Genomic DNA, 21,108 nt, shown 5'->3' with positions numbered 1-21,108 from the left:
CTGGCGTCATGGAGTTCCGTCATCTGGTTTCGTTCATCACGATCGCCGAAGAACTACATTTCGGCCGCGCGGCGCAGCGCTTGCATCTGACCCAGCCGAGCCTCAGCGCTCAGCTGCAGAAGCTGGAGAAGTCCTTGGGCGTCCAACTGGTCGCCCGCAATTCGCACGAGGTCAAACTGACACCGGCGGGCCGGGAATTCGAGGCGCAGGCCAGGCTGGTGGTGGCCCAGCTCGAACGCGCCGCCGAGGCCGCCAAGGCCACCGCCGCAGGCCGGGCGGGCACGCTGGACGTCGGCTACAACCTGCCCGCCAGCAGACACGTCTTGCCCGCCGCGCTGGCGCGGATGACCGACCGGTACCCCGACATCGAGGTGTCGTTGTGGGAGAAGCGGACCGGCCCGCAGCTGGCCGCGCTGGCCGACGGCACGCTCGACGTCGCGCTGGTCTACGGCCATCCCAGCTCGCCCACCTTCCGGTATCGCCGGCTGCTGCACCGGGTTCCGCTGGTGGCGGTGGTCGGGCGCATGCACCGCTGGGCCGAACGGCCCGGGGTGCCCTTCGCGGAACTGGCCGGGCAGAACTGTGTGCTGTTCGCGCGCGAGCAGTGCCCGGCGATGTACGACGCGATCTTCCGGGCGGCCGCCCAGAACGAGATCTCCCTGGCGGTCACCCACACCGCCGACGATCCCGGGGCGACCGCGCACATGGTGTCGGTGCGTCCGCTGGTCGGCTTCGCCTCCCTGCCGCGGGCGATCTCGATGGGCATGGGCTCGCCCGGCAACAGCTCGGTGGCGGTGAAGCTCTTCGACCCGGTGCCCACGCTGGATCTGTACGCGGTCTGGCGGGCCGACGAGTCCAAGCCCGCGGTCGAGATCTTCCTGGAATGCCTGGAATACAGCGATTCGTTACACGCAGAGTCTGCCGACGCCATGCAGGCGCGCGCCGTTGGATAGACGATGACGTTCGCGCGGTAGAAAACGCCGCCGTGCCCTGAAAAGCCGCACCGGGCCACGAAGAATCTACACCGTGAACACAGTTTCTGTGGCCGAAAACGGTTTCGATATCGCGGATTCCGAGGGTTTGTATTCGGTCGTGGCGGGCGCGGCGCAATCGCACCCGACCCGGCTGTCACTGGCCGGCGCCGACGGCACGCAGTTGAACTGTCAGCAGGTCGACCGACGGGTGCGCGCGCTCGCCTCGGCGCTGCTGGCCCACGGCGTGCGGGCCGGCGACCGGGTGGCGGTCCTGGGCCGGACCGGCCTGGAGTGGGCCCTGCTGGACTGCGCGGTCCTGGCTCTGGGCGCCGTGGTGGTCCCGGTGTATCCGACGTCCTCGCCCGCGCAGATCGCCCACATCGTCGCCGACAGCGGCAGCGCGCACTTCGCCGCCGAGACCGAGGCGGACGCCGAGCGGTTGCGCGCGGCGGGGGCCCGGCAGGTGTGGACCTTCCCGCTGCTGGCCGAATGGTCGCTGCTGGCCGAGGACCCCGCGCTCGCGCCGATGATCGCGGCGGTGCGGGCCGACGACCCGGCGATGATCGTCTACACCAGCGGGACCACCGGGGTGTCGAAGGGATGCGTGATCACCCATCGCAACATGTACGTGTCCGCGGCCAACACCGTCCGCCGCACCGACCCGCTGTTCGACGGGACGACGGTGCTCGCGCTGCCGCTGGCGCACGTGTTCGGCCAGACGATCCTGTTCGCCTGCCTGTTCGGCGGCAGCCGCACCCACCTGTTGCCCGCCATCCCCGACCTGGTGCCCGCGTTGCCCACGCTGCGCCCGACCTTCCTGGCGATGATCCCCTACGGCCTGGAGAAGATCCGCAAGTACTGCCGCACCGTGCTCGCCGAGCCCGGCGAGGAGGACGCGGCGGTGGCCCGCGGACTCGAGCTGCTGCGGGCGGGCGCGGTGCCCGGGCCGGTGACGCATCCGGTGTCGGAGGCGCTCGGCGGCCGCCTGCGCGCGGTGATCTCCGGCGGTGCATCGCTGGACGAGTCGACGATCGGCTTCTACGCCGGGTTCGGTGTGCTGGTGCTCAACTGTTACGGACTGACCGAGGCGGCCACCGCCGTGACGGTGAACGCGCCGCACATTCACCGGCTGGGCACCGTCGGCAGGCCCATCCCCGGCACGGAGGTCGCCGTCGCCGAGGACGGCGAGGTGCTGGTCCGCGGCCCGCACGTGTCCCCGGGCTACTGGGGTGCCGCCGCGGATGTGGTGATGGCCGACGCCGAGGGCTGGCTGCACACCGGTGATCTCGGTGCCCTCGACGCCGACGGCTACCTGCGCATCACCGGCCGCAAGAAGGAGATCCTGGTGACCTCCGGCGGAAAGAACGTCGCGCCCGCCCCGCTCGAGGACCGCATCCGGTTGCACCCGCTGGTGAGCAACTGCATGGTGGTCGGCGACGGCCGCGACTTCGTGACCGCGCTGGTGACCCTGGACGCCGACCAGCTGCGCCGCCACCGCGCCGCCGATCCCGGCCTCGACGTCGAGGCCGCGGTCGCCACCGCGATCGAGGCGGCGAATGCCCTGGTCTCGCGCGCGGAATCGGTGCGCGCGTTCCGGATCGTCGACGGCGATTTCACCGTCGAATCCGGTCTGATCACCTCGTCGCGGAAATTGCGCCGTGCTGCCATCGAAAAAGCCTACGCCGCCGATATCGCCGCTCTGTATGCCCCGCGCACCGTCGCGCGATAACCGTTCCCGCTCGCAGTCGAATTCGACGTTCCTCTCCGCCGAAAGTGATGTGAACAATGTACGACGTCATCGTTGTCGGAACCCGGGTGGCCGGCGCGCCGCTGGCCATGCTGCTCGCCAGGAAGGGGTACCGGGTCCTGGCCGTGGACCGGGCCACCTTCCCCAGCGACACCCCCTCGACCCACTACATCCACCAGGCCGGGCTCGGTCTCCTGAAGTCCTGGGGCCTGCTGGACGCGGTCGTGGCGACCGGCTGCCCGCCGATCCGGCACTTGAACTTCTCCTACACCGACATCCATATCAAGGGCTTCGCCGACCCGTCGGCCGACGGCATCGACGCCGTGTACTGCCCGCGGCGCACCGTGCTCGACGAGGTGCTGGTGGAGGCCGCCGGCACGGCGGGCGCCGAGGTGATCCAGGGCTTCTCGGTCACCGAACTGGTCTTCGAGGACGATCGGGTGGTCGGCATCCGCGGCCAGGTCGCCGGTGGCGCGGTCCGGGAGTTCCGCGCCCGCCTGGTGGTGGGCGCCGACGGTGCCAACTCGGTGGTCGCCAAGGCGGTCGACGCGCAGGTCTACGAAGGCTCGCCCGCATCCTGCTTCATCTACTACTCCTACTACGAGGGCTTCGACTGGGGGATGCAGCACCGCACCGGATTCGGTGAGCAGCAGTTCGCCGGCTGGCCCACCAACGACGGCCGGCTACTGGTGGCGGTGATGCGCAAGCGCGACCGCTTCCGCGAATTCCGCGCCGACCCCGACGCCGGGGTGCAGGAGATCGTCGACCAGATCGATCCCGAACTCGGTGCGCTGCTGCGGGACAAGGGCACCCGCGTCGAGCCCTTCCGGCCGATGCTGTATCCGGACAACTACCGCCGCCGCTCCTTCGGACCCGGCTGGGCGCTGGTCGGGGACGCGGGCTACCACAAGGACCCGTTCACCGGGTGGGGCATCACCGACGCGTTCAAGTACGCGCAGCTGCTGGCCGACCGGGCCGACGAGGGCCTGTCCGGCGACCGCCCGCTGGCCGAGGCGCTGGCCGAGTACGAGCGCGAGCGCGATGCCCAGAGCGCCAGCACCTTCGAGCTGACACTGAGCATCTCCGAGCTCACCCTGACCCCGTACTACGACTCGGTGTTCCGGGCCACCAGCATGGACGCCGACTACACGAAGAAGTTCTTCGGCCTCATCGCCGGTATCTACCCGCCGGACAAGTACTTCGGCGAGCAGGAACTGGCCGCGCTGTACGAGAAGGTGAACTTCCCCGAGGCCGCCCGCCACGTCAGCAAGGATGGGGTGGTCGCGTGAGCACCGCGCTGATCGCGCTCGGCGACAGCTTCGTCGAAGGGCGCGGCGACACCGCGCCCGGCGGCGGTTACCGCGGCTGGGTGCCGCGCCTGGGCGGGCAGCTGGGGCTGCGGCCCGCCGCGGTGCGCAACCTGGGACAGCACGGCGCAACCACCACGACGGTGCTCGACGACCAACTGCCGCAGGCGTTCTCGGCGCGGGCCGCGCTGTACGGCGTGGTCGTCGGTGTCAACGACCTGGTCAGCGACTTCCACGAGGCCCGGTTCGAACGCAACTTGCGCACCTTGTTCACCAGCCTGCGAGCCACCGGCGCGACGGTGTTCACCGCCGGATACCCCGACATCCCGGCGCGGCTGCCGGTGCCGCCGGGCATGTGCACGCTGCTGCGCGAACGGTTCGCCTTCGCCAACACCGTGCTCGGCGCCGTCACCGCGGACACCGGGACGCTGCTGCTCGATCTCGCGAGCGATCCCGCCTGGGAACGCCCCGAGATGTGGACCGCCGACGGCCTGCACCCCGCCCCGCTGGGCCACCACCTGTTCGCCGTGACCGCCGCCGACCTCATCGCCGCCCACACCGCGACCATCGTCGCCGCCTGAGCGACCCGCTCGGTCCGAGAGGAACGTTCCGTGACAGACGACAGACGCCTCGCCCGCAACCCCATCGCCATCGTCGGCATGTCGGGTCTGCTGCCGCACGCGCGCAACCACCGAGAGTACTGGCAGAACATCATCGACGGTGTCGACTGCACCACCGAGGTACCCGCCTCGCGCTGGAGCCTGGACGACTACTACGACCCCGACGCCGCGACACCGGACAAGACCTACTCCCGGCGCGGGGCCTTCCTGCCCGACATCGCCTTCGACCCAATGGAATTCGGCCTTCCGCCCAATCAGCTCGAGGTCACCAGCACCATGCAGACCCTGAGCCTGGGGGTCGCCCGGGATCTGCTCGTCGACGCGGGCGCGACCGGCTCGTCCTGGTACGACGCGAGTCGGACCGGCGTCGTGCTCGGCACCACCGGGCCAGTCCCGCTCATGCACCCGCTGGCCGCCCGGCTGTCCACGCCGGTGCTGAAGGAGGCGGCCCGCTCGATCGGCCTCACCGAACGCGACGCGGACGCGATCGCCACGAAGTACGTGGCAGCCTTCGCGCCGTGGGAGGCCAATTCCTTCCCCGGTCTGCTGTCCAACATCACCGCGGGCCGCATCGCCAACCGGCTCGGCCTCGGCGGGATCAACTGCACCGTGGACGCCGCCTGCGCGGCCTCGCTGGCAGCGCTGCGCACGGCGATCGCCGAACTTCAGGACGGCCGCGCGGACATGATGATCACCGGCGGCGTGGACACCGAAAACACCATCTTCATCTACCTGTGCTTCAGCAAGGTGGGCGCACTGTCCGCGTCCGGGCGGATCAAGCCGTTCGGCGCCGACGCCGACGGCACCCTACTCGGTGAGGGCATCACGATGCTGGCGCTGCGCAGGCTGGCCGATGCCTGCCGCGACGGCAACCGAATCTACGCGGTGATCCGCGGCCTCGGCTCCTCCAGTGACGGCCGCGCCAAGAGCATCTACGCGCCGCGGGCGGGCGGGCAGCGCGTCGCCCTGGACCGCGCCTACGCCGACGCCGAGATCTCCCCGGCCGACATCGCCCTGCTCGAGGCGCACGCCACCGGCACCCCGGTCGGTGACCGCACCGAACTCACGGCGTTGAAGGAACTGCTCTCCGACGCGACCGACGAGCGCCGCTTCGCCGCACTGGGCAGCGTGAAGTCCCAGATCGGGCACACCAAGGGCGCCGCGGGCACGGCCAGCCTGATGAAGCTGGCCTTCGCACTGCACCAGAAGGTGCTGCCGGGCACCATCAACGTCAGCGCGCCCAACGCCGAGGTGGCTCCGCCCGAGGCGCCCTTCTACGTCAACACCCGCACCCGGCCGTGGATTCGCGACCCGCAGCGGCCCGTGCGCCGTGCCGCCGCCTCGGCATTCGGCTTCGGCGGCACCAATTTCCACGTCGTGCTCGAGGAGGCCGACGCCGACCGCGCGCAGCAGCGCGTGCTGCACCGCACCGCCCGCGCGCACCTGTGGCACGCACCCGATGTGGCCGGGCTGATCGACGCCGTGCGTAGTGTCGCGCCGGTCGACGGCGGCCCGATCCCGGACGCGCACGCGCGGATCGGTTTCGTCTCGGTCGACGACGAGAACGCCGAACACCTGCGCACACTCGCCGTCGACGAACTCGTCCGCAGACCCGACGCCGAGGCCTGGGATCATCCCGAGGGCGTCTACTTCCGCGCCGCGGCGCTGCCCGGCCGCAAGGCAGGCGCGCTGTTCGCCGGACAGGGCAGCCAGTACGTCGAGATGGGCGCCGCGGCCGCGATGGCCCAGCCGCAGGTCGGCGCCGCGTTCGACGCCGCCAACCAGGTGTTCGCCGGGGAGCCGGTGCGGCTGTCCGCGGTGGTGTTCCCGCCGCCCGCGTTCGACGAGGACACCGTGGCGCGGCAGGAGGCCACCCTGCGCCGCACCGAGTTCGCCCAGCCCGCCATCGGCGCGCTGGCCGCCGGCCAGTTCGCGGCGTTGCGCGAGCGTGGTTTCCGGGCCGAAGGCTACCTCGGCCACAGCTTCGGCGAGCTGACCGCGCTGTGGGCGGCCGGGGCGCTGACCGGACCCGACTTCTTCACCCTCGCCAAGGCGCGCGGGGCGGCGATGGCGCCGCGTGAGGGCGTCGAGGCGGGCACGATGGTGGCGCTCAACGCCTCGATCGAGGTGGCGCGCGAGATCGTCGACGGCATCGATGACGTCTGGATCTGCAACCACAACGCCCCCGACCAGGTGGTGATCGGCGGTGGCGCGGACGGGGTGGCCGCCGCCGTCGCGGGATGCGCCGAGCGCGGTGTGGCGACCAGGGCGCTGCCGGTCTCGGGCGCCTTCCACACCCCCTATGTCGCGCACGCGGTCGACGCCTTCGCCGCCGCGCTCGGCGAGGTCACCGTCGGCGCACCCCACGCCCCGGTCTACGCCAACAGCGCCGACGCCGCCTATGGTGCCGACAGCGCCGCCAATCGCGCGGTGCTCACCGGGCAGCTCGGCCGGCCGGTCGAGTTCGTCGCTGCGCTGACGGCGATGCGCGAAGCGGGCTGCACGGTGTTCGTCGAGTTCGGTCCCAAACAGGTGCTGACCTCGCTGGTGCGCCGCACCCTCGGCGACGACGTGATCGCCATCCCCACCGACTCGGGGCCGATCGGCGACAGCGACCTGACCCTGACCAGGGCAGCCGTGCGGTTGGCCGTGCTCGGCTTCGAGCTGACGGCGATCAACCGGCACGTGGCACCCGATCCCACCGAGCCGGTGCCCAGCGGCCGGATGACGGTGACCATCTCGGCACCGGAATACGTGCCCGAGTCGCGCCGCGCCGCGTACGCCGCTGCCCTCGGCGACGGGTACCGCGTCGCAGTGGCCGCGCCGGCCGAGCCGAGTGCGGCCGCGGACGTCGCCCTCGCGGCCCCACTCGCCGACCGTGGCGCCGAGTCCGCGCCGGAATCCCACTTCTACTACGAAACCCCTTCCGCTCCTTCGGCTTCCACCCACACATCGGAGATTCCCGTGCCTTCGACCCCGCATCCGCTTTCCGGGTCGGGTGAGCCGCTGGACAGCGCGCTCGCCCAGCACCTACGCACCCACCACCAGTTTCTCGACGGTCAGCTGGACATGGCCCGCGCGCTGGTCGGCGCGCTCGACAGCGGCGTGCTCACCGAGACGACGGTACGTGCCATCGAGGCCGTGAAGGAGCACGGCGTCGCCATCAGCGCCAGCCACACCCGCGCCTCGGACGTGCTGGCGCAATTGGCCGAACTGGAGGCCGGATTCGCCCGGCCCGCCGCGCTACGGCCCGCGCCCGCCGAGCGGCGGGCGGCAATGAGAGAGCACCGGCCGGAGGCCTTGTCCGCGGCTGCCGGTCCGGAGTCGGCCAACGGGCACGCCGACGGTGCGAGCGCGAACGGCGACCGCGGCATCGCCCGCCGACCCGCGCGCCAGGACCGGGTCGACCGGGTGGTCGCCGCCGACCACGACATGCAGCGCGTCAGCGCGCAGGGCGTTGTCGCAGTAGACGACCCGGCCACCACATCGGCGCCGGCTGCGGCTCCCGACACCGATACGCCGGTCGACGGCGCGGCTCCCGCCGGCCGGTCGGCGGAGGCGTTACGGCAGGCGTTGCGGGAGGTGGTGGCCGAGAAGACCGGTTATCCGGTGGAGATGGTCGACACCGGGATGGATCTGGAAGCGGATCTGGGGGTCGATTCGATCAAGCGGGTGCAGGTGATCGGTGCGCTGCAGGAGCGGTTCCCGGACCTGCCGAATCTCGGGCCCGAGCAGTTGGGCACGTTGCGGACACTGGATCAGATCGCGGACCTGCTCGGTGTGCCCGGGTCGGTGGCCCACGCTCCGGCGGGCTCTGCTCCGGTGGCCGACACCGGCTCGGCCGCGGCGGCGGCCCCCGGCTCGGTGGCGGCTGCGGCGTCGGGCTCGACGGCGACCGCGGCCCAGGCTCCCGGGATCGCTTCGCCCGCCGACTCGAACTCCGCCGACCGGTCAGTGGAGGCGTTACGGCAGGCGTTGCGGGAGGTGGTGGCCGAGAAGACCGGTTATCCGGTGGAGATGGTCGACACCGGGATGGATCTGGAAGCGGATCTGGGGGTCGATTCGATCAAGCGGGTGCAGGTGATCGGTGCGCTGCAGGAGCGGTTCCCGGACCTGCCGAATCTCGGGCCCGAGCAGTTGGGCACGTTGCGGACACTGGATCAGATCGTCGCCGAGCTCGGCGCGGTGGCCGGGGGTGATGTCCACCCAAAAGCTGAGGCCGCGGCGGGTGCGCCGCGGCATGCCGTCGAACTTGTCACCCTGCCCGCCGTGGACACCGCCCTCCGCGCCTACCGCGCCCACCCCCGGGCCGTGCTCGTCGACCTGCCGGGCTCGTACGACCCGGAGTGCGACGCGCTCGCCGCGGCGCTGACCGACCACGGCTGGCAGGTACGGCGCGTGACCGGACTGCCCGAGCCCGGCGACCCGGTCGACCTGTGCCTGGTTCTCCTGGGTGGTGCCGCCGACTGGTCCACCGCCTCGCGGCTGCTCGCCGAGACGATCCTGACAGCGGGCCGGGTCACGCCCGTCATGACCACCGAGACCGGGCGGGCGGCCTTCGTCACACTGATCCGGCTCGACGGCGGACTCGGCTTGCGTGCCGTCACCGACCCGGTCGCCGCGCTGCTCGGCGGTGTCGGCGGGGTCGTGAAAACGCTCGCCGCCGAACGTCCCGACCTGTTCTGCCGCGCGCTGGACATCGATCCGGCCGCCGACCCCGGCCGCTGCGCGGACCTGGTGGCGGCCGAACTGCTCGACCCGGCCCGTGACACCGCCGAGGTCGGTGTCGCCGCCGACGGCACCCGGCACACCCTGGTCCCCGGCGGCCACGGCCCCGGTCGCACGGTGACCGCGGTGCGGCCCGCCGAGAACCAGCCGCCCGCCACACTGACCGCCGACGATCTGCTGGTGGTGACCGGCGGCGCCCGCGGCGTCACGGCCACCTGCGTGCGGGCGTTGGCGCGCCGCGGTCCCGGCCGGTTCCTGCTGCTCGGCCGGACCGCGCTCGCACCGGAACCGGACTGGGCGCGCGACGTCGCCGACGCCGACCTGCGGCAGGCCGCGGTGCGCGCGCTGGCCGGCGGCGGTGCCACCCCACGCGACCTCGAGCGCGCCTGCGCCGATGTCCGCGCGGGGCGCGAGATCCGGGCCACCTTGGCCGATCTGGGCGACCGCGCCGAATACCTCGCGGTCGACACCACCGACGCCGACGCGGTGCGGACGGCGTTGGCGCCGTGGCGCGACGCGGTGACCGGCCTCGTGCACGGCGCGGGCGTGCTGGCCGATTCGCACATCCCGGCCAAGACACCCGAGTCGATCGCCCGGGTGCTCGACCCGAAGATCGCCGGCCTGGCCGCACTGCTGGCGGCGGTGCCGCCGCCGCGACATCTGATCCTGTTCACCTCGGTAGCGGGCTTGTTCGGCAACACCGGACAGGCCGACTACGCCGCGGCCAACGAGGCGCTGTCGCGTTTCGCGGCGGCGTGGCGGCGGGCCCATCCGCACTGCCACGTCACCGCGATCGACTGGGGCGCCTGGGACGGCGGGATGGTGACGCCCGGCCTGCGTGAGCACTTCCGGGCACGTGGGGTGAGCTTGCTCGCCCCGGCCGACGGTGCGGCGGCGTTCACCGAACAGTTCACGGCCGAACGCGCCGCCGACACCGTCGTCCTCATCGGCCCGGCCGCCGGCCTCGCCGAACCGGCCCCCGTCCCGGCCGCCCCGGTGCGGCTGCGGCGCGCGCTGCACGGGCTCACGGACGAGCCGGTCGTGCGGGCACACCGGGTGGGGGAGCACCTGGTACTGCCCGCCACCTTCGGGCTCGGCGCAATGGCGCACACCGCCGAACGGGCCCTACCGGGTCGAATCGTCGTGGCCGCACGCGACTTCCAGGTTCTCAAGGGACTGGTGTTCGACCACCCGGTCGAGGCCGTCGATCTCGAACTCGAACCCGGCGCCCTCGACGGCGACATCCTGCCCGTCCGGGTCACCGTGCGCGACGGCGCCGTCACGCACTTCCGGGCGACGCTGGAGCTGGCATCGGCGCCGGGCGAACCGCCGCGCATCACGGTGCCGGACGGTCCGGGCAGCGACCTGGATATCTATCGCGAAGCGATCCAGTTCCACGCCCCCGCCCTGCAGGGCCTGCGGCGGCTGGTGGCCGACACCGGCGCGGCCCTGGTCTTCGACTGCCTGCTCGACGCCGAGCCGGTCGCGGGCGGGGCCTATGCGAGCCGTTTGCACGACCCGGTGCGCGCGGACCTGATGATGCAGGGCCCGCCTGTGCTCGGGCACCGGGTACTCGGCGCCGCCTGCCTGCCCCTCGGCATCGGCCGCGTCGAGTACTACCGGCCGCTGCCGGTGCACGAGCCGTTCAGCCTCGTCGTCGACAACGCCCGCCAGGGCCGCTTCGACGCCCGGGTGGACGCCACCGCCTGCACCGCGGACGGCACGGTCCTGCAACGGTTCTCGGATGTCGTGGTGGTCACGACGCCCGATCTGACGGAGAAGTTCCGATCCTCGGTGAGGCGGTGGACGGTATGACGACCCTCGAATTCGACGGAATCGCGTTCGACCCGGAGGGCCCGGGCCTTCCAGCCCGGAGCGAGACAAACCCTGCGGCCGACGCAGATCCCGCGGTGGTACCGGCGACCCGTGCCCCCAATCCGGTCGCGGAGCTCCGCGCGGGCGTCGTGGCCGCGCACCGCGCGGCGCTCACCGCGCAACTCGCGATGCAGCGCGCGTTGTGGGAGCGCGCCACGACGGCCGCGCCGGCCGTCTCGGTCCCGACCGGATCGGCGGCGACCGGCGCGGCAGCGGCGCCGCGGCCACGTCCGGTCCACGGGCCACCGGTGGTCACGCACGCCCCGGAATGGGCGTTCAAACCACTGGCCCGCACCGCACGAACCCACCTCGACCGTGCCGCGCTGGAACGCCTGTGTGCGGGCGACACCGTCGGCGTGTTCGGCCCCGCGTACCGACGGCGGGGCATCCGGGCCGCGGCCGTGCTCGCCGCGCACGCACCGCTGGCGCTCACCGCGGTCGATCGTCTCGAGCTGTACGGCGGCGAGGGTCGCGGCAGGGTGCTGGCCCGCTTCGACGGTGACCCGCACGCGGCCGCGGTGCAGGCCGCCGAGGTGTTCGCGCTCTACACCGGCCTGACGCTGTGCCTGTCGGGCAGCACGCTGGTCGCCGAAGGACCGGCCGCACCGGCCGAACCGGGCCCGGGTCAGCTGGAACTCACCGTCACCGAGATCGATCTGGTGCCGCGCCCGCACCTGCGGGCGATCGCGCACGGTACCGGCGCCGCACCGGTGCCGGTGACCGTGACCGCGCGGGAGCCGGAGGGGACCGGTGTCGGCCCCGGCGAACCGGACGAGGCCCTGCTGCTCAACGAGTTCCACATGGCGCACCTCGCGCGCGGTGATCAGGCCGTCGCGATGGGGCCGGAGTTCGCCGAGTACACCGGCGTCCGTGCCACTCGCCTGCCGACCGGCGGCCTGCTGCTGGTGGATCGGGTGCTCGACTTCGACGGTGCCCGCGGGCAGCTCGATGCCGCCGCCTCCACCACCGAATACGACTCGCCCGCCGACTCCTGGTACTACGGCGCCACCGCCAACGAGTCCATGCCGCACTTCGTCTACATGGAGACCTCCCTGCAGGCGGCGCTGCTGATGGGCTACTACGCCGGCCCCACTCGCACCCAGCCGGGCACCACGCTGAGCCTGCGCAACCTGGGCGGCACGGCGACCGTGCTGCGGCACGTGGACCTGCGGGACAAGACGATCACACAGAACTCGCGCCTGCTGTCGACCACGATCCTGCCCGGCTCCTCGCTGCAGACCTTCGACTACACCCTGGCGGTGGACGGCGAGCCGTTCTACACCGGCGAGACCATGTTCGGCTACTTCAGTGACGAGGCGCTGGCCAACCAGACCGGCCTCGACGGCGGCCGCCCCGCACCGACCTGGCTGGCCGAGCATCCCGATGCCCGGGCCCGGGTGCTCGACGTGGCCGCCCGCCGCGCCGACCGCGCCGCACGACTGTGCGCGCGCGACACCCTCGCCCTCGTCGACCGGGTGACGGTGGTCGACGGCGGCGGCCGTCACGGTGCCGGATACCTGCATTCGCTGCGCGAGATCGACCCTCGGGACTGGTATTTCGCCCGCCACTTCCACCTCGATCCGGTGATCCCGGGCTCGCTGGGTGTCGAGTCGGTGATCCACGCCGTGCAGGAATGGATGCTGGACGCAGGCTACGCCGCGGGCCTGGCCGATCCGGTGTTCCGCATTCCCGCGGGCATCGCCTTCAGCTGGCGTTACCGCGGCCAGTTCCTCCCCACCGACGGCACGGTCGAACTCGAAGCGCACATCAAACACGTGCGCCGGGACCGGTGCGGCGTCACCGCCGTGGTGGACGCCTCGCTGTGGAAGCCAGGGCTGCGGATCTACGAATTGACCGATCTGGCCGTCGAACTCGGCGAACGAGAGGTGCAGTCGTGACCACCCTGCCGCAGACCGCAGCCGTCGCCACGACCGCGCCCGACATCGCCGCCGTGCTGGGCGACCCGACCCGCCCGGTCTGGGTCCTGCGACACGATGGCCGAATCGGAGTCACCGCCGACCGCACGGCCGTTCCGGGCGCGCAGGTGCTCGCCGCGGCTGGCCCGCTCACCCCGGAGATGCTGGGCGACGGCGCCTTCCGCACCGCGCACGGGCTGCGCGCCAACTACATGGCGGGCGCGATGGCCAACGGGATCGCCGCACCCGCCCTGGTGTCGGCGCTGGCGCGGGCGGGATACCTCGGGTCCTACGGTGCGGCCGGCGTCGCCCCACCCCTGGTGGACGCGGCGTTGGCGCAGCTGCGCCGCGATCTCGGCGAGCTGCCCTTCGCCTGCAACCTCATCCACAGTCCGTCCGAGCCCGCCCTGGAACGCGCCATCGTCGACGCATGCCTGCGGCACCAGGTGCGGTGCGTGGAGGCCTCGGCGTTCATGAACCTCACCACCGAGGTGGTGCGCTACCGGGCCGCGGGGCTGAGCGTCGGACGCGACGGCCGGATCGTTTCGGCGCACCGGGTGATCGCGAAGGTCTCGCGGGTGGAGGTGGCCGAGGCATTCCTGCGTCCGGCGCCGGAGCGGCTGCTGCGCGAGCTGGTGACCGCCGGTGACCTGACCGCCGAGCAGGCCCGGCTGGCCGAGCAGGTGCCGATGGCCGACGACATCACCGCCGAAGCCGATTCCGGCGGGCACACCGACCGCAGGCCGCTGCTGGTGTTGCTGCCGGAGCTGCTCAACACCCGGGACCGGGTGGCGCGCGCGGTGCCCGGCGCCGCCGCCGTGCGCATCGGCGCGGCGGGCGGCATCGGCACCCCGGCGGCCGCCGCGGCGGCCTTCGCCCTCGGCGCGGCCTACGTGGTGACCGGCTCGGTGAATCAGGCATGTGTCGAAGCCGCCCAGTGCCCGGCCAGCAAGGAGCTGCTGGCGGGCGCCCAGTTCGCCGACTGCGTGATGGCGCCCTCGGCGGACATGTTCGAGATGGGCGTGCAGGTACAGGTGCTGCGGCGCGGCACAATGTTCGCCGCCCGTGCCCAGCGTCTGTACGAGACCTATCGGACCTACGGCGGGCTGGACGAACTGCCCGCCGCGCTGCGCGAGGACCTCGAGCAGACGGTGTTCCGTCGTGGTCTCGACGCGGTGTGGCAGGACTGCGTGCGCTTCTTCACCGAGCGCGACCCCGCCCAGCTCACCGGCGCCGCCGAGAACCCGAAACGCCGGATGGCGCTGGTGTTCCGGTGGTATCTGGGCCTGTCGTCGGGGTGGAGCATCCGCGGCGACGCCGACCGGGTCACCGACTACCAGGTGTGGTGCGGCCCGGCGATGGGCGCCTTCAACACGTGGGCCGCGGGCACCCATCTGGCCGCGCTGCCGAACCGGCAGGTGGCCGAGGTCGCCGATCAGATCCTGCTGGGCGCGGCCTACCTGACGCGGGTCGCCCAGCTGCGATCCGCCGGAGTGCGGCTGCCCGCGGGCTGCGCCGAGTTCGTCCCCCGACCGAGGGAGCAGCGATGACCATTGTCGAAACCGGCCGGAACACGGGCACGTCGTGGATGGTGTGCCCGTTCTGCGACGGGATGATCTACGGCCGCCGCTACGAACGAGCCGGGCGGGTGTGCCCGGACTGCGACGGCCATGGCATGCTCACCGCCGACCAGCGCATCGCCGCGCTGCTCGACGCCGACAGCGTGCGCCGGATCGAGCCCGCGGAGACGGCGGCCGACCCGCTCGGCTTCACCGACTCCCGCGGATACCCCGAGCGGCTCGCGCAGGCGCGCAGGCAAACCGGTATGACCGACGCCATCCGGTGCGCGCACGGCACCATCGACGGCGCGCCGCTGGTGCTGGCGGTCATGGACTTCCGCTTCCTGGGCGGCAGTCTCGGCGGCGCGGTGGGGGAGGCGGTGACCACCGCGGCCGAAGCGGCATGGGCGCGGCGGGTGCCGCTGGTCATCGTGACCGCCTCCGGCGGCGCGCGGATGCAGGAGGGCATCGTCGCCCTGATGCAGATGGCCAAGACCAGCCAGGCGCTGCGCAGGCTCGACGACGCGGGCGTGCTCACCGTCTCGGTGGTGACCGACCCGACCTACGGCGGCGTGGCCGCCTCCTACGCCACCGCCACCGACCTGGTCATCGCCGAGCCCGGCGCACGACTGGGTTTCGCCGGTCCCCGGGTGATCGCCCAGACCATCGGCCAGACCCTGCCCGCAGGCTTCCAGACCGCGGAGTTCCTGCTCGAGCACGGCTTCGTGGACATGATCTGTCATCGATCGGCGCTGCGGGACCGGTTGGCGCGCGTGCTGGCGCTGTACGCGGACCGGAGGCGGACGCCCCGCACCGGCGACATCGGTGCCGGCGGTGCCGGCGGTGCCGGTGATCTCGGCCGCGACGAGACCGCAGCCGGCGAATCGCCGCTGCGCCTCGATCCCGCCGCGCTCCCGGAACGCGACGCCTGGCAGAGCGTGCGCGCGGCCCGCGAACTCGGCAGGCCCACCACCCTGGACTACCTCGCCGCCGCGTTCGACGAGTTCGTGGAACTGCACGGCGATCGCCTCGCGGCCGACTGCCCGGCGATGGTGACGGCGCTGGCGCGGCTGCACGGCGCACCGGTGGTCGTGATCGGCACCCAGAAAGGGCACGACGCCGCCGAACTCTCGCACCGCAACTTCGGCATGCCCAGCCCCGCGGGCTACCGCAAATCCGCCCGGGCGCTGCGGCTGGCGGCCAAACTCGGTCTGCCCGTGATCACCCTGGTCGACACGGCCGGCGCCTACCCGGGCATCACCGCCGAGGAACGCGGCCAGGCCGCCGCCATCGCCGAATCGCTCAAACTGCTCGCCGGACTGCCGGTGCCGGTGATCGCGGTGGTGACCGGCGAGGGCGGCAGCGGCGGCGCGCTGGCGCTGGCCGTGGCCGACCGGGTTCTGGTGTGCGAGAACGCCGTGTATTCGGTGATCAGCCCGGAGGGTTGCGCCGCCATCCTGTGGAAGGACGCGGCTGCGGCGCCCACGGCGGCCGCCGCGCTGCGCGTCGATTCGACCTCGCTCGTGCGGCTCGGCGTCGCCGACGGCGTGGTGCCCGAACCGTCCGGCGGTGCGCACCGTGACCCAGCCGCCGCGGCCGCCGCGTTGCGCGCCGCGCTGCGCGACGAACTCGGCTCCCTCGCGGCTGTGCCCACCCCCGACCTGCTGGAACGGCGTCACCGCCGGTTCCGCGCCTTCGGATTGCCGACATCGACCGACCAGGAGCAGACATGACCCAGTCCCTGACCACCCGCGCGCCGCGCGCGATGGATCCCGTCGAGGCCGACGCCGCCCTGACCGTGCTGGCCAGGCACGCGTTGACCATCCTGGCCGAGGCCGCGCCGTCCACGGTGACCCTGGCCAACGGTCCGCTGGTGCTGGAGATCAGCCGCGACGACACGCCCGCCGCCCAGGCCCCCGCGCCGCGGCCGGCGCCCGTCGCCCTGCCCGCCGAACCCGCCGTCGCCGCGCCGGAACCGCTGCGGGACAAGACCTTCACCCTCCTCGCCGAGACCGTCGGTGTGTTCTACCGTGCGCCCGAACCCGGTGCCGACCCCTTCGTCGCCGAGGGCGACCCCGTACGAGCCGGGCAGCAGGTCGGCATCGTCGAGGCGATGAAGCTGATGATCCCGGTGGTGGCGACCCGCGAGGGCCGGGTGGCCGAATTCCTGGTCGACAACGGCGACGCGGTGGAATACGGCGCGCCGCTGCTGGTGCTGGAGGTGGTCGCGTGAGCGTGCGGCCGATCCGCACGGTGCTCGTCGCCAACCGCGGCGAGATCGCCGTGCGCGTACTGCGCACCTGCGCCGAACTCGGCCTGAACACGGTGGCGGTGTACTCCGCCGCCGACGCCGATTCCGCGGCGGCGCGGATGGCCGACCGTGCCTTCCGCATCGGGCCCGGCCCGGCCAAACGCAGCTATTCCTACATCCCCGCGATCATCGAAGCCGCCCGCGCGACCGGCGCCGACGCCATTCACCCCGGGTACGGGTTCCTCTCCGAGGATCCGGATTTCGCGGAGGTGTGCGAGGCCGAGGGCCTGGTGTTCGTCGGCACGCCCGCGGCCGTGCTCGCCGACCTCGGCGACAAGTCGAGCGCCCGGGCACTGATGTCGGAGGCCGGGCTGCCGCTGCTGCCCGGCAGCCGCGACCCGATAGAGACCGTCGGCGCCGCGCACACCCTGGCCGACGAGATCGGCTACCCCGTGATCATCAAGGCGGTGGCCGGCGGGGGCGGCCGTGGCATGCGGGTGGTGCGCGCGAGCGCCGACTTCCCGGCCGCCTGGCAGGAGACCAGGGCCAACGCCGCCGCGGTCTTCGGCGACGGCAGGCTCTACCTCGAGCGCTACCTGGACTCGGCGCGCCACGTCGAGGTGCAGATCCTCGCCGACACGCACGGCACCGTCGTCCATCTCGGGGCCCGGGACTGTTCGTTGCAGCGCAGGCATCAGAAGCTGGTGGAGGAATCGCCCGCGCCCGGTCTGTCCGAGGAGCTGGCCGCGCGCATCGGTGAGGCCGCGGTGCGCGGCGCCCGCGCTGTCGGCTACGTCGGAGCGGGCACCTTCGAGTTCCTGCTCGACCCGGCGGCCGGGGAGTTCTACTTCATGGAGGTGAACTGCCGCCTGCAGGTCGAGCATCCGGTGACAGAGATGGTGACCGGCACCGACCTGGTGGCCGAGCAATTGCGGATCGCCGCGGGCGAACGGCTGACATTGACCGCCGATCAGCTCATCCCGCGCGGTGTCGCCATCGAATGCCGGATCAACGCCGAGGACCCCGACCGCGAATTCGCTCCGGCGCCGGGCACACTCGTCGACTGCGAGCTCCCCGGCGGCCCGTTCGTGCGCGTCGACACCCACGTGCGCCCCGGCTACTCGATTCCGCCGCACTACGATTCGCTGCTGGCCAAGGTCGTGGTCTGGGCGCCGGACCGGCAGGCCGCCATCGCCCGCATGCGCCGGGCCCTGGCCGAGACCCGTATCACCGGCCGCGGCATCGCCACCACCGCCGAATTCCTGCACGACATCCTCGACCATCCCCGCTTTCGCGCCGCCGACCACGACACCGCCCTCGTCGGCGAACTCACCACCAAGACAACGGTCCCGGCCTGACGGACAACGGCGCGGGCAGGGATTTCCCTGCCCGCGCCGGCGTGTGTCCACGCTGGGTGCACGTTGCCCCGGGACTACTTCAACCCCGATCGCACGAAGGCGTTGACGATGTGGCGTTGCAGCAGCAGGTACAGCACCAGGACCGGCAGGCAGGCCAGGCCGGCCAGCGCCATCATCGGCCCCCACCGGTCGCCTTCGGTGCCCATGAAGCTCTTCAAGCCCAGTTGCAGGACGCCGTTGGACCGGCGCAGCACCACCGCGGGCCAGAAGTACTCGTTCCAGGCGTTGATGAACAGCAGGATGCCGAGCGCGGCGACCGCGGGCCGCAGATTGGGCACCACCACCGTCCACAGGATCGACCAGGAGGAGCGGCCGTCGATCTGCGCGGCGGCGACCAGTTCCTTGGGGAAGCTCGCCATGTGCTGGCGCAGCAGCAGCACCGCCAGCGCCGAGCACAGGGTGGGCAGCGCGACCCCGATCAGGGTGTCGATCAGCCCGAGCCGGGTGAGCAGCACGTAGTTCGGCAGCATGGTGACCTGGAACGGCACCAGCCACACGCCCACGAACGCCAGGTACAGCACCCGCTGGAACGGGAAGGTGTACATGGCGAAGGCGTAGGAGGCCAGCAGCGCCACCAGCAGCTGCCCGGCCGCGGAGAAGGTGGCGACGAAGAAGGTGTTGCCGATCAGCCCGGCGACGTCGACCTCGGCGGCGGCGTCGGTGTAGTTGGCGGTCGACAGCGGCCACGGCACCGGCGAGAGCGAGGTGACGTCCTCGGGCCTGCGCAGCGAGGTCGCGAACAGCCAGTAGATCGGGAACGCCGCGACCAGGGCGGTGCTCGCGAGCAGCAGGTGGCTGCCCGCGCCGCGCAGTCGGTCGGCCAGGGCGGGGGAGCGCTCAATCGTCATGGAAGGAAACCTTTTCCGAGATCCAGACCAGGAGGCCGGCGAGCACGCCGAAACCGGCGAACAGCAGCACCCCGGCCGCGGCGGACAGTCCGGCGTCGAAGCTGTGGAAGGCGTAGTCCCACAACAGGTAGTAGATGTTGGTGGTGGCCTGCGCGGGCCCGCCCTGGGTCATCGAATCGATGAGCGGGAAGGTCAGGGTCGGTGTCAGCAGCACCGTGGTCAGGACCAGGAACATCAGGGTGGGGGTGAGCATCGGCAGGGTGATCCAGCGCCGGATCTGGCGCGTGCTCGCCCCGTCCACCCGGGCCGCCTCGTCGTAATCGCTGCTGATCGCCGCGAGCCCGGCCCACACCACCAGCACGGCGAAGCCGAGCAGCTGCCAGCCGGTGATGACGATGATGACGGTGTGCGCGGTGCTCACGTCGTAGACCCAGTTGCGGTCGGTGCCGAGCACCTGCCCGACGAAGCCGCCGCCGGGATGCAGCAGCCAGCGCCACACCGCCGACGCCGCGACCGGCGCCACCAGGAACGGCGCGAAGATCAGGGCGTGGTAGAAGGTCCTGGCCCGCCCGCTCACCCGGCGGCTGGCCAGCGCGATCACCAGCGGCAGCAGCACGGTGAACGGCAGCAGGCCCACGATCAGCGCGCCGGTACGGCCCAGCGAGTCCCAGAAGGCCGGAAGCTCCAGCAGCCGTTCGTAATTGCCGGCGCCGACCGGCCGCATCGGCGAGGTCGGCAGCAGGTTCCACGAGTAGGTCGACAGCTCGAAGGCCTGCACCAGCGGCCGGTAGGTCCACACCACCAGCAGCAGCACCGCGGGCGCCAGGTACAGATACGGGACCACCCCGCGTCCCGCCCGGCGCAGGCGGGCGGGACGCGGGGTGATCTCCGGGGCGGGTGCCGGGGCAGGCGCGGGCGCGTCGAGGACGAACACGCCTACCTCGCTTCGGCGGCCAGTGCCGCGAGTTGGTCGAGCACGTCCTGTTCGGCGCGGTCGTAGACGATGCCGGCCGGGGTGGCCTCGATGGCGGTGGCGACCATCGACGTGCCGAGCACATCGATGCGGCTGTAGCCGAATCCGGTGAGCCCGCGCTGGCGTCCCACCGGGGCCAGCGGATCGAGCCGGTAGGCCAGCGCCGGGCCGATCCACACCGGGATGCCCGCCAGCGCCGCGGTGGCGGTGAGGTGGTTGTGCCCGCAGATCACCAGCCGCACGTCCGAGCCGTGCAGGACCTCGGCGAGGAGTTCGGGCTGCCGCAGCCGCAGGAATTCGGTGGCGGGCAGCGGCGAGGGGATCGGCGGATGGTGCAGCACGAGCAGGGTGCCGTGCGGTGCGGGCTCGCGCAGCTGGTCGGCCAGCCAGGCCAGCTGGGCGGGTTCGAGCCTGCCGTCGTGGCGCTGCGGGATGGTGCTGTCCAGGGCGATGATGCGCAGCCCGGCCACCTGCACGACCTGATCGTGGGTGGTGTCGGGATGGCGCAGCGCCGCATCCGAGCGCAGCAGTTCGGCGCCGAACGCGCCGCGGTCGTCGTGATTGCCCATCACGTAGATCAGCCGGGCGCCCAGCTCCTCGGCGACCGGTTCGACGGCGTCGCGCAGCCGGCGGTAGGCCTCGGGCGCGCCGTTGTCGGCCAGATCGCCGGACAGCACGATCGCGTCGACCGCGCGGTGCGAGGCGCGGACCTGGTGGAGCACGTGGGTGAGGTTGGCGTAGGTGTCCACGACGCCGTGCAGGCGTTCGCCCGGCGGCCGGATGTGGGTGTCGGTGAGCTGGACGATGGTGACCTCGGGCATGGATTCCCCTCGAAGACCGCGCGTTCCCACACGGGACGCGCGGCCGGGTCGGTGGTCGGGTCTGGGACGGA

General features: G+C 72.3%; 14 protein-coding genes. 10 read left to right on the top strand and 4 right to left on the bottom strand.

Annotated features, from left to right (window positions below; genetic code table 11):
- Nucleotides 1-8 precede the first annotated feature (8 nt).
- From CRM89_RS08170 to CRM89_RS08150, 5 genes are all read left to right on the top strand, one after another.
- The gene (locus CRM89_RS08170; protein ID WP_098083651.1) at nucleotides 9-953 is read left to right on the top strand and encodes a LysR family transcriptional regulator; all 945 of its coding nucleotides are present in this window, start codon (nucleotides 9-11) and stop codon (nucleotides 951-953) included.
- A gap of 73 nt (nucleotides 954-1,026) precedes the next feature.
- Nucleotides 1,027-2,703 carry a long-chain fatty acid--CoA ligase gene (locus CRM89_RS08165; protein WP_098083650.1) on the top strand — a complete coding sequence of 559 codons (1,677 nt, stop codon included), beginning with the start codon at nucleotides 1,027-1,029 and terminating at the stop codon, nucleotides 2,701-2,703.
- 56 nt (nucleotides 2,704-2,759) lie between these two features.
- Nucleotides 2,760-4,010: an NAD(P)/FAD-dependent oxidoreductase gene (locus CRM89_RS08160; protein ID WP_098083649.1), complete on the top strand. Its 1,251-nt coding sequence runs from the start codon at nucleotides 2,760-2,762 to the stop codon at nucleotides 4,008-4,010.
- Entirely contained in the window at nucleotides 4,007-4,609 is a 603-nt protein-coding gene (locus CRM89_RS08155; RefSeq protein WP_098083648.1) for an SGNH/GDSL hydrolase family protein, read from the top strand. Before CRM89_RS08160 ends, CRM89_RS08155 begins: the two co-directional genes overlap by 4 nt.
- Nucleotides 4,610-4,639: 30 nt before the next feature.
- Complete coding sequence (locus tag CRM89_RS08150; protein ID WP_098083647.1) at nucleotides 4,640-11,191, top strand: type I polyketide synthase; 6,552 nt, start codon at nucleotides 4,640-4,642, stop codon at nucleotides 11,189-11,191.
- On the opposite strand, the gene CRM89_RS32215 is transcribed toward CRM89_RS08150, so the two are convergent.
- Nucleotides 11,133-11,639, bottom strand: coding sequence for a hypothetical protein (locus tag CRM89_RS32215; protein ID WP_368858363.1), 507 nt, complete (start codon nucleotides 11,637-11,639; stop codon nucleotides 11,133-11,135). The genes CRM89_RS08150 and CRM89_RS32215 overlap by 59 nt on opposite strands.
- Nucleotides 11,640-12,051: 412 nt before the next feature.
- Between CRM89_RS32215 and CRM89_RS32210 the strand changes: the two genes are divergently transcribed.
- Genes CRM89_RS32210 through CRM89_RS08125 form a run of 5 tightly spaced genes read left to right on the top strand, consistent with a single transcriptional unit; the run spans nucleotide 12,052 to nucleotide 18,335 of the window.
- The gene (locus CRM89_RS32210; RefSeq protein ID WP_371392051.1) at nucleotides 12,052-13,149 is read left to right on the top strand and encodes a hypothetical protein; all 1,098 of its coding nucleotides are present in this window, start codon (nucleotides 12,052-12,054) and stop codon (nucleotides 13,147-13,149) included.
- On the top strand, nucleotides 13,146-14,717 hold the full coding sequence (locus CRM89_RS08140; protein ID WP_098083645.1) for a PfaD family polyunsaturated fatty acid/polyketide biosynthesis protein: 1,572 nt from the start codon (nucleotides 13,146-13,148) through the stop codon (nucleotides 14,715-14,717). The genes CRM89_RS32210 and CRM89_RS08140 overlap by 4 nt, the downstream gene beginning before the upstream one ends.
- The gene (gene accA / locus CRM89_RS08135) at nucleotides 14,714-16,459 is read left to right on the top strand and encodes an acetyl-CoA carboxylase carboxyl transferase subunit alpha (protein ID WP_098083644.1); all 1,746 of its coding nucleotides are present in this window, start codon (nucleotides 14,714-14,716) and stop codon (nucleotides 16,457-16,459) included. The genes CRM89_RS08140 and accA overlap by 4 nt, the downstream gene beginning before the upstream one ends.
- Nucleotides 16,456-16,959 carry a biotin/lipoyl-containing protein gene (locus tag CRM89_RS08130; RefSeq protein ID WP_194999069.1) on the top strand — a complete coding sequence of 168 codons (504 nt, stop codon included), beginning with the start codon at nucleotides 16,456-16,458 and terminating at the stop codon, nucleotides 16,957-16,959. The genes accA and CRM89_RS08130 overlap by 4 nt, the downstream gene beginning before the upstream one ends.
- Nucleotides 16,956-18,335 carry an acetyl/propionyl/methylcrotonyl-CoA carboxylase subunit alpha gene (locus CRM89_RS08125; protein ID WP_229435030.1) on the top strand — a complete coding sequence of 460 codons (1,380 nt, stop codon included), beginning with the start codon at nucleotides 16,956-16,958 and terminating at the stop codon, nucleotides 18,333-18,335. The genes CRM89_RS08130 and CRM89_RS08125 overlap by 4 nt, the downstream gene beginning before the upstream one ends.
- A gap of 74 nt (nucleotides 18,336-18,409) precedes the next feature.
- Here CRM89_RS08125 and CRM89_RS08120 read toward each other — a convergent pair whose 3' ends face one another.
- Genes CRM89_RS08120 through CRM89_RS08110 form a run of 3 tightly spaced genes read right to left on the bottom strand, consistent with a single transcriptional unit; the run spans nucleotide 18,410 to nucleotide 21,037 of the window.
- Nucleotides 18,410-19,243, bottom strand: coding sequence for a carbohydrate ABC transporter permease (locus CRM89_RS08120; protein WP_098083643.1), 834 nt, complete (start codon nucleotides 19,241-19,243; stop codon nucleotides 18,410-18,412).
- Entirely contained in the window at nucleotides 19,233-20,177 is a 945-nt protein-coding gene (locus CRM89_RS08115) for a carbohydrate ABC transporter permease (RefSeq protein WP_082668586.1), read from the bottom strand. Before CRM89_RS08115 ends, CRM89_RS08120 begins: the two co-directional genes overlap by 11 nt.
- A 2-nt stretch (nucleotides 20,178-20,179) precedes the next feature.
- Nucleotides 20,180-21,037: a metallophosphoesterase gene (locus tag CRM89_RS08110; RefSeq protein WP_098083642.1), complete on the bottom strand. Its 858-nt coding sequence runs from the start codon at nucleotides 21,035-21,037 to the stop codon at nucleotides 20,180-20,182.
- Nucleotides 21,038-21,108: the final 71 nt, after the last annotated feature.

It is taken from the genome of Nocardia sp. FDAARGOS_372, from assembly GCF_002554515.1.
Lineage (GTDB): Bacteria > Actinomycetota > Actinomycetes > Mycobacteriales > Mycobacteriaceae > Nocardia > Nocardia farcinica.
The sequence above is the reverse complement of the archived record's forward strand: the minus strand, read 5'-3'. Positions and strand labels throughout refer to the sequence as shown.

Coding starts and splice junctions, on each gene's coding strand:
- CRM89_RS08170 (WP_098083651.1), top strand. CDS start 9: ATGGAGTTCCGTCATCTGGTTTCGTTCATCACGATCGCCGAAGAACTA.
- CRM89_RS08160 (WP_098083649.1), top strand. CDS start 2,760: ATGTACGACGTCATCGTTGTCGGAACCCGGGTGGCCGGCGCGCCGCTG.
- CRM89_RS32215 (WP_368858363.1), bottom strand. CDS start 11,639: ATGCCCCGCCGTCGGTACGCGGGGCCGAACACGCCGACGGTGTCGCCC.
- CRM89_RS32210 (WP_371392051.1), top strand. CDS start 12,052: ATGGCGCACCTCGCGCGCGGTGATCAGGCCGTCGCGATGGGGCCGGAG.
- accA (WP_098083644.1), top strand. CDS start 14,714: ATGACCATTGTCGAAACCGGCCGGAACACGGGCACGTCGTGGATGGTG.
- CRM89_RS08130 (WP_194999069.1), top strand. CDS start 16,456: ATGACCCAGTCCCTGACCACCCGCGCGCCGCGCGCGATGGATCCCGTC.
- CRM89_RS08120 (WP_098083643.1), bottom strand. CDS start 19,243: ATGACGATTGAGCGCTCCCCCGCCCTGGCCGACCGACTGCGCGGCGCG.
- CRM89_RS08110 (WP_098083642.1), bottom strand. CDS start 21,037: ATGCCCGAGGTCACCATCGTCCAGCTCACCGACACCCACATCCGGCCG.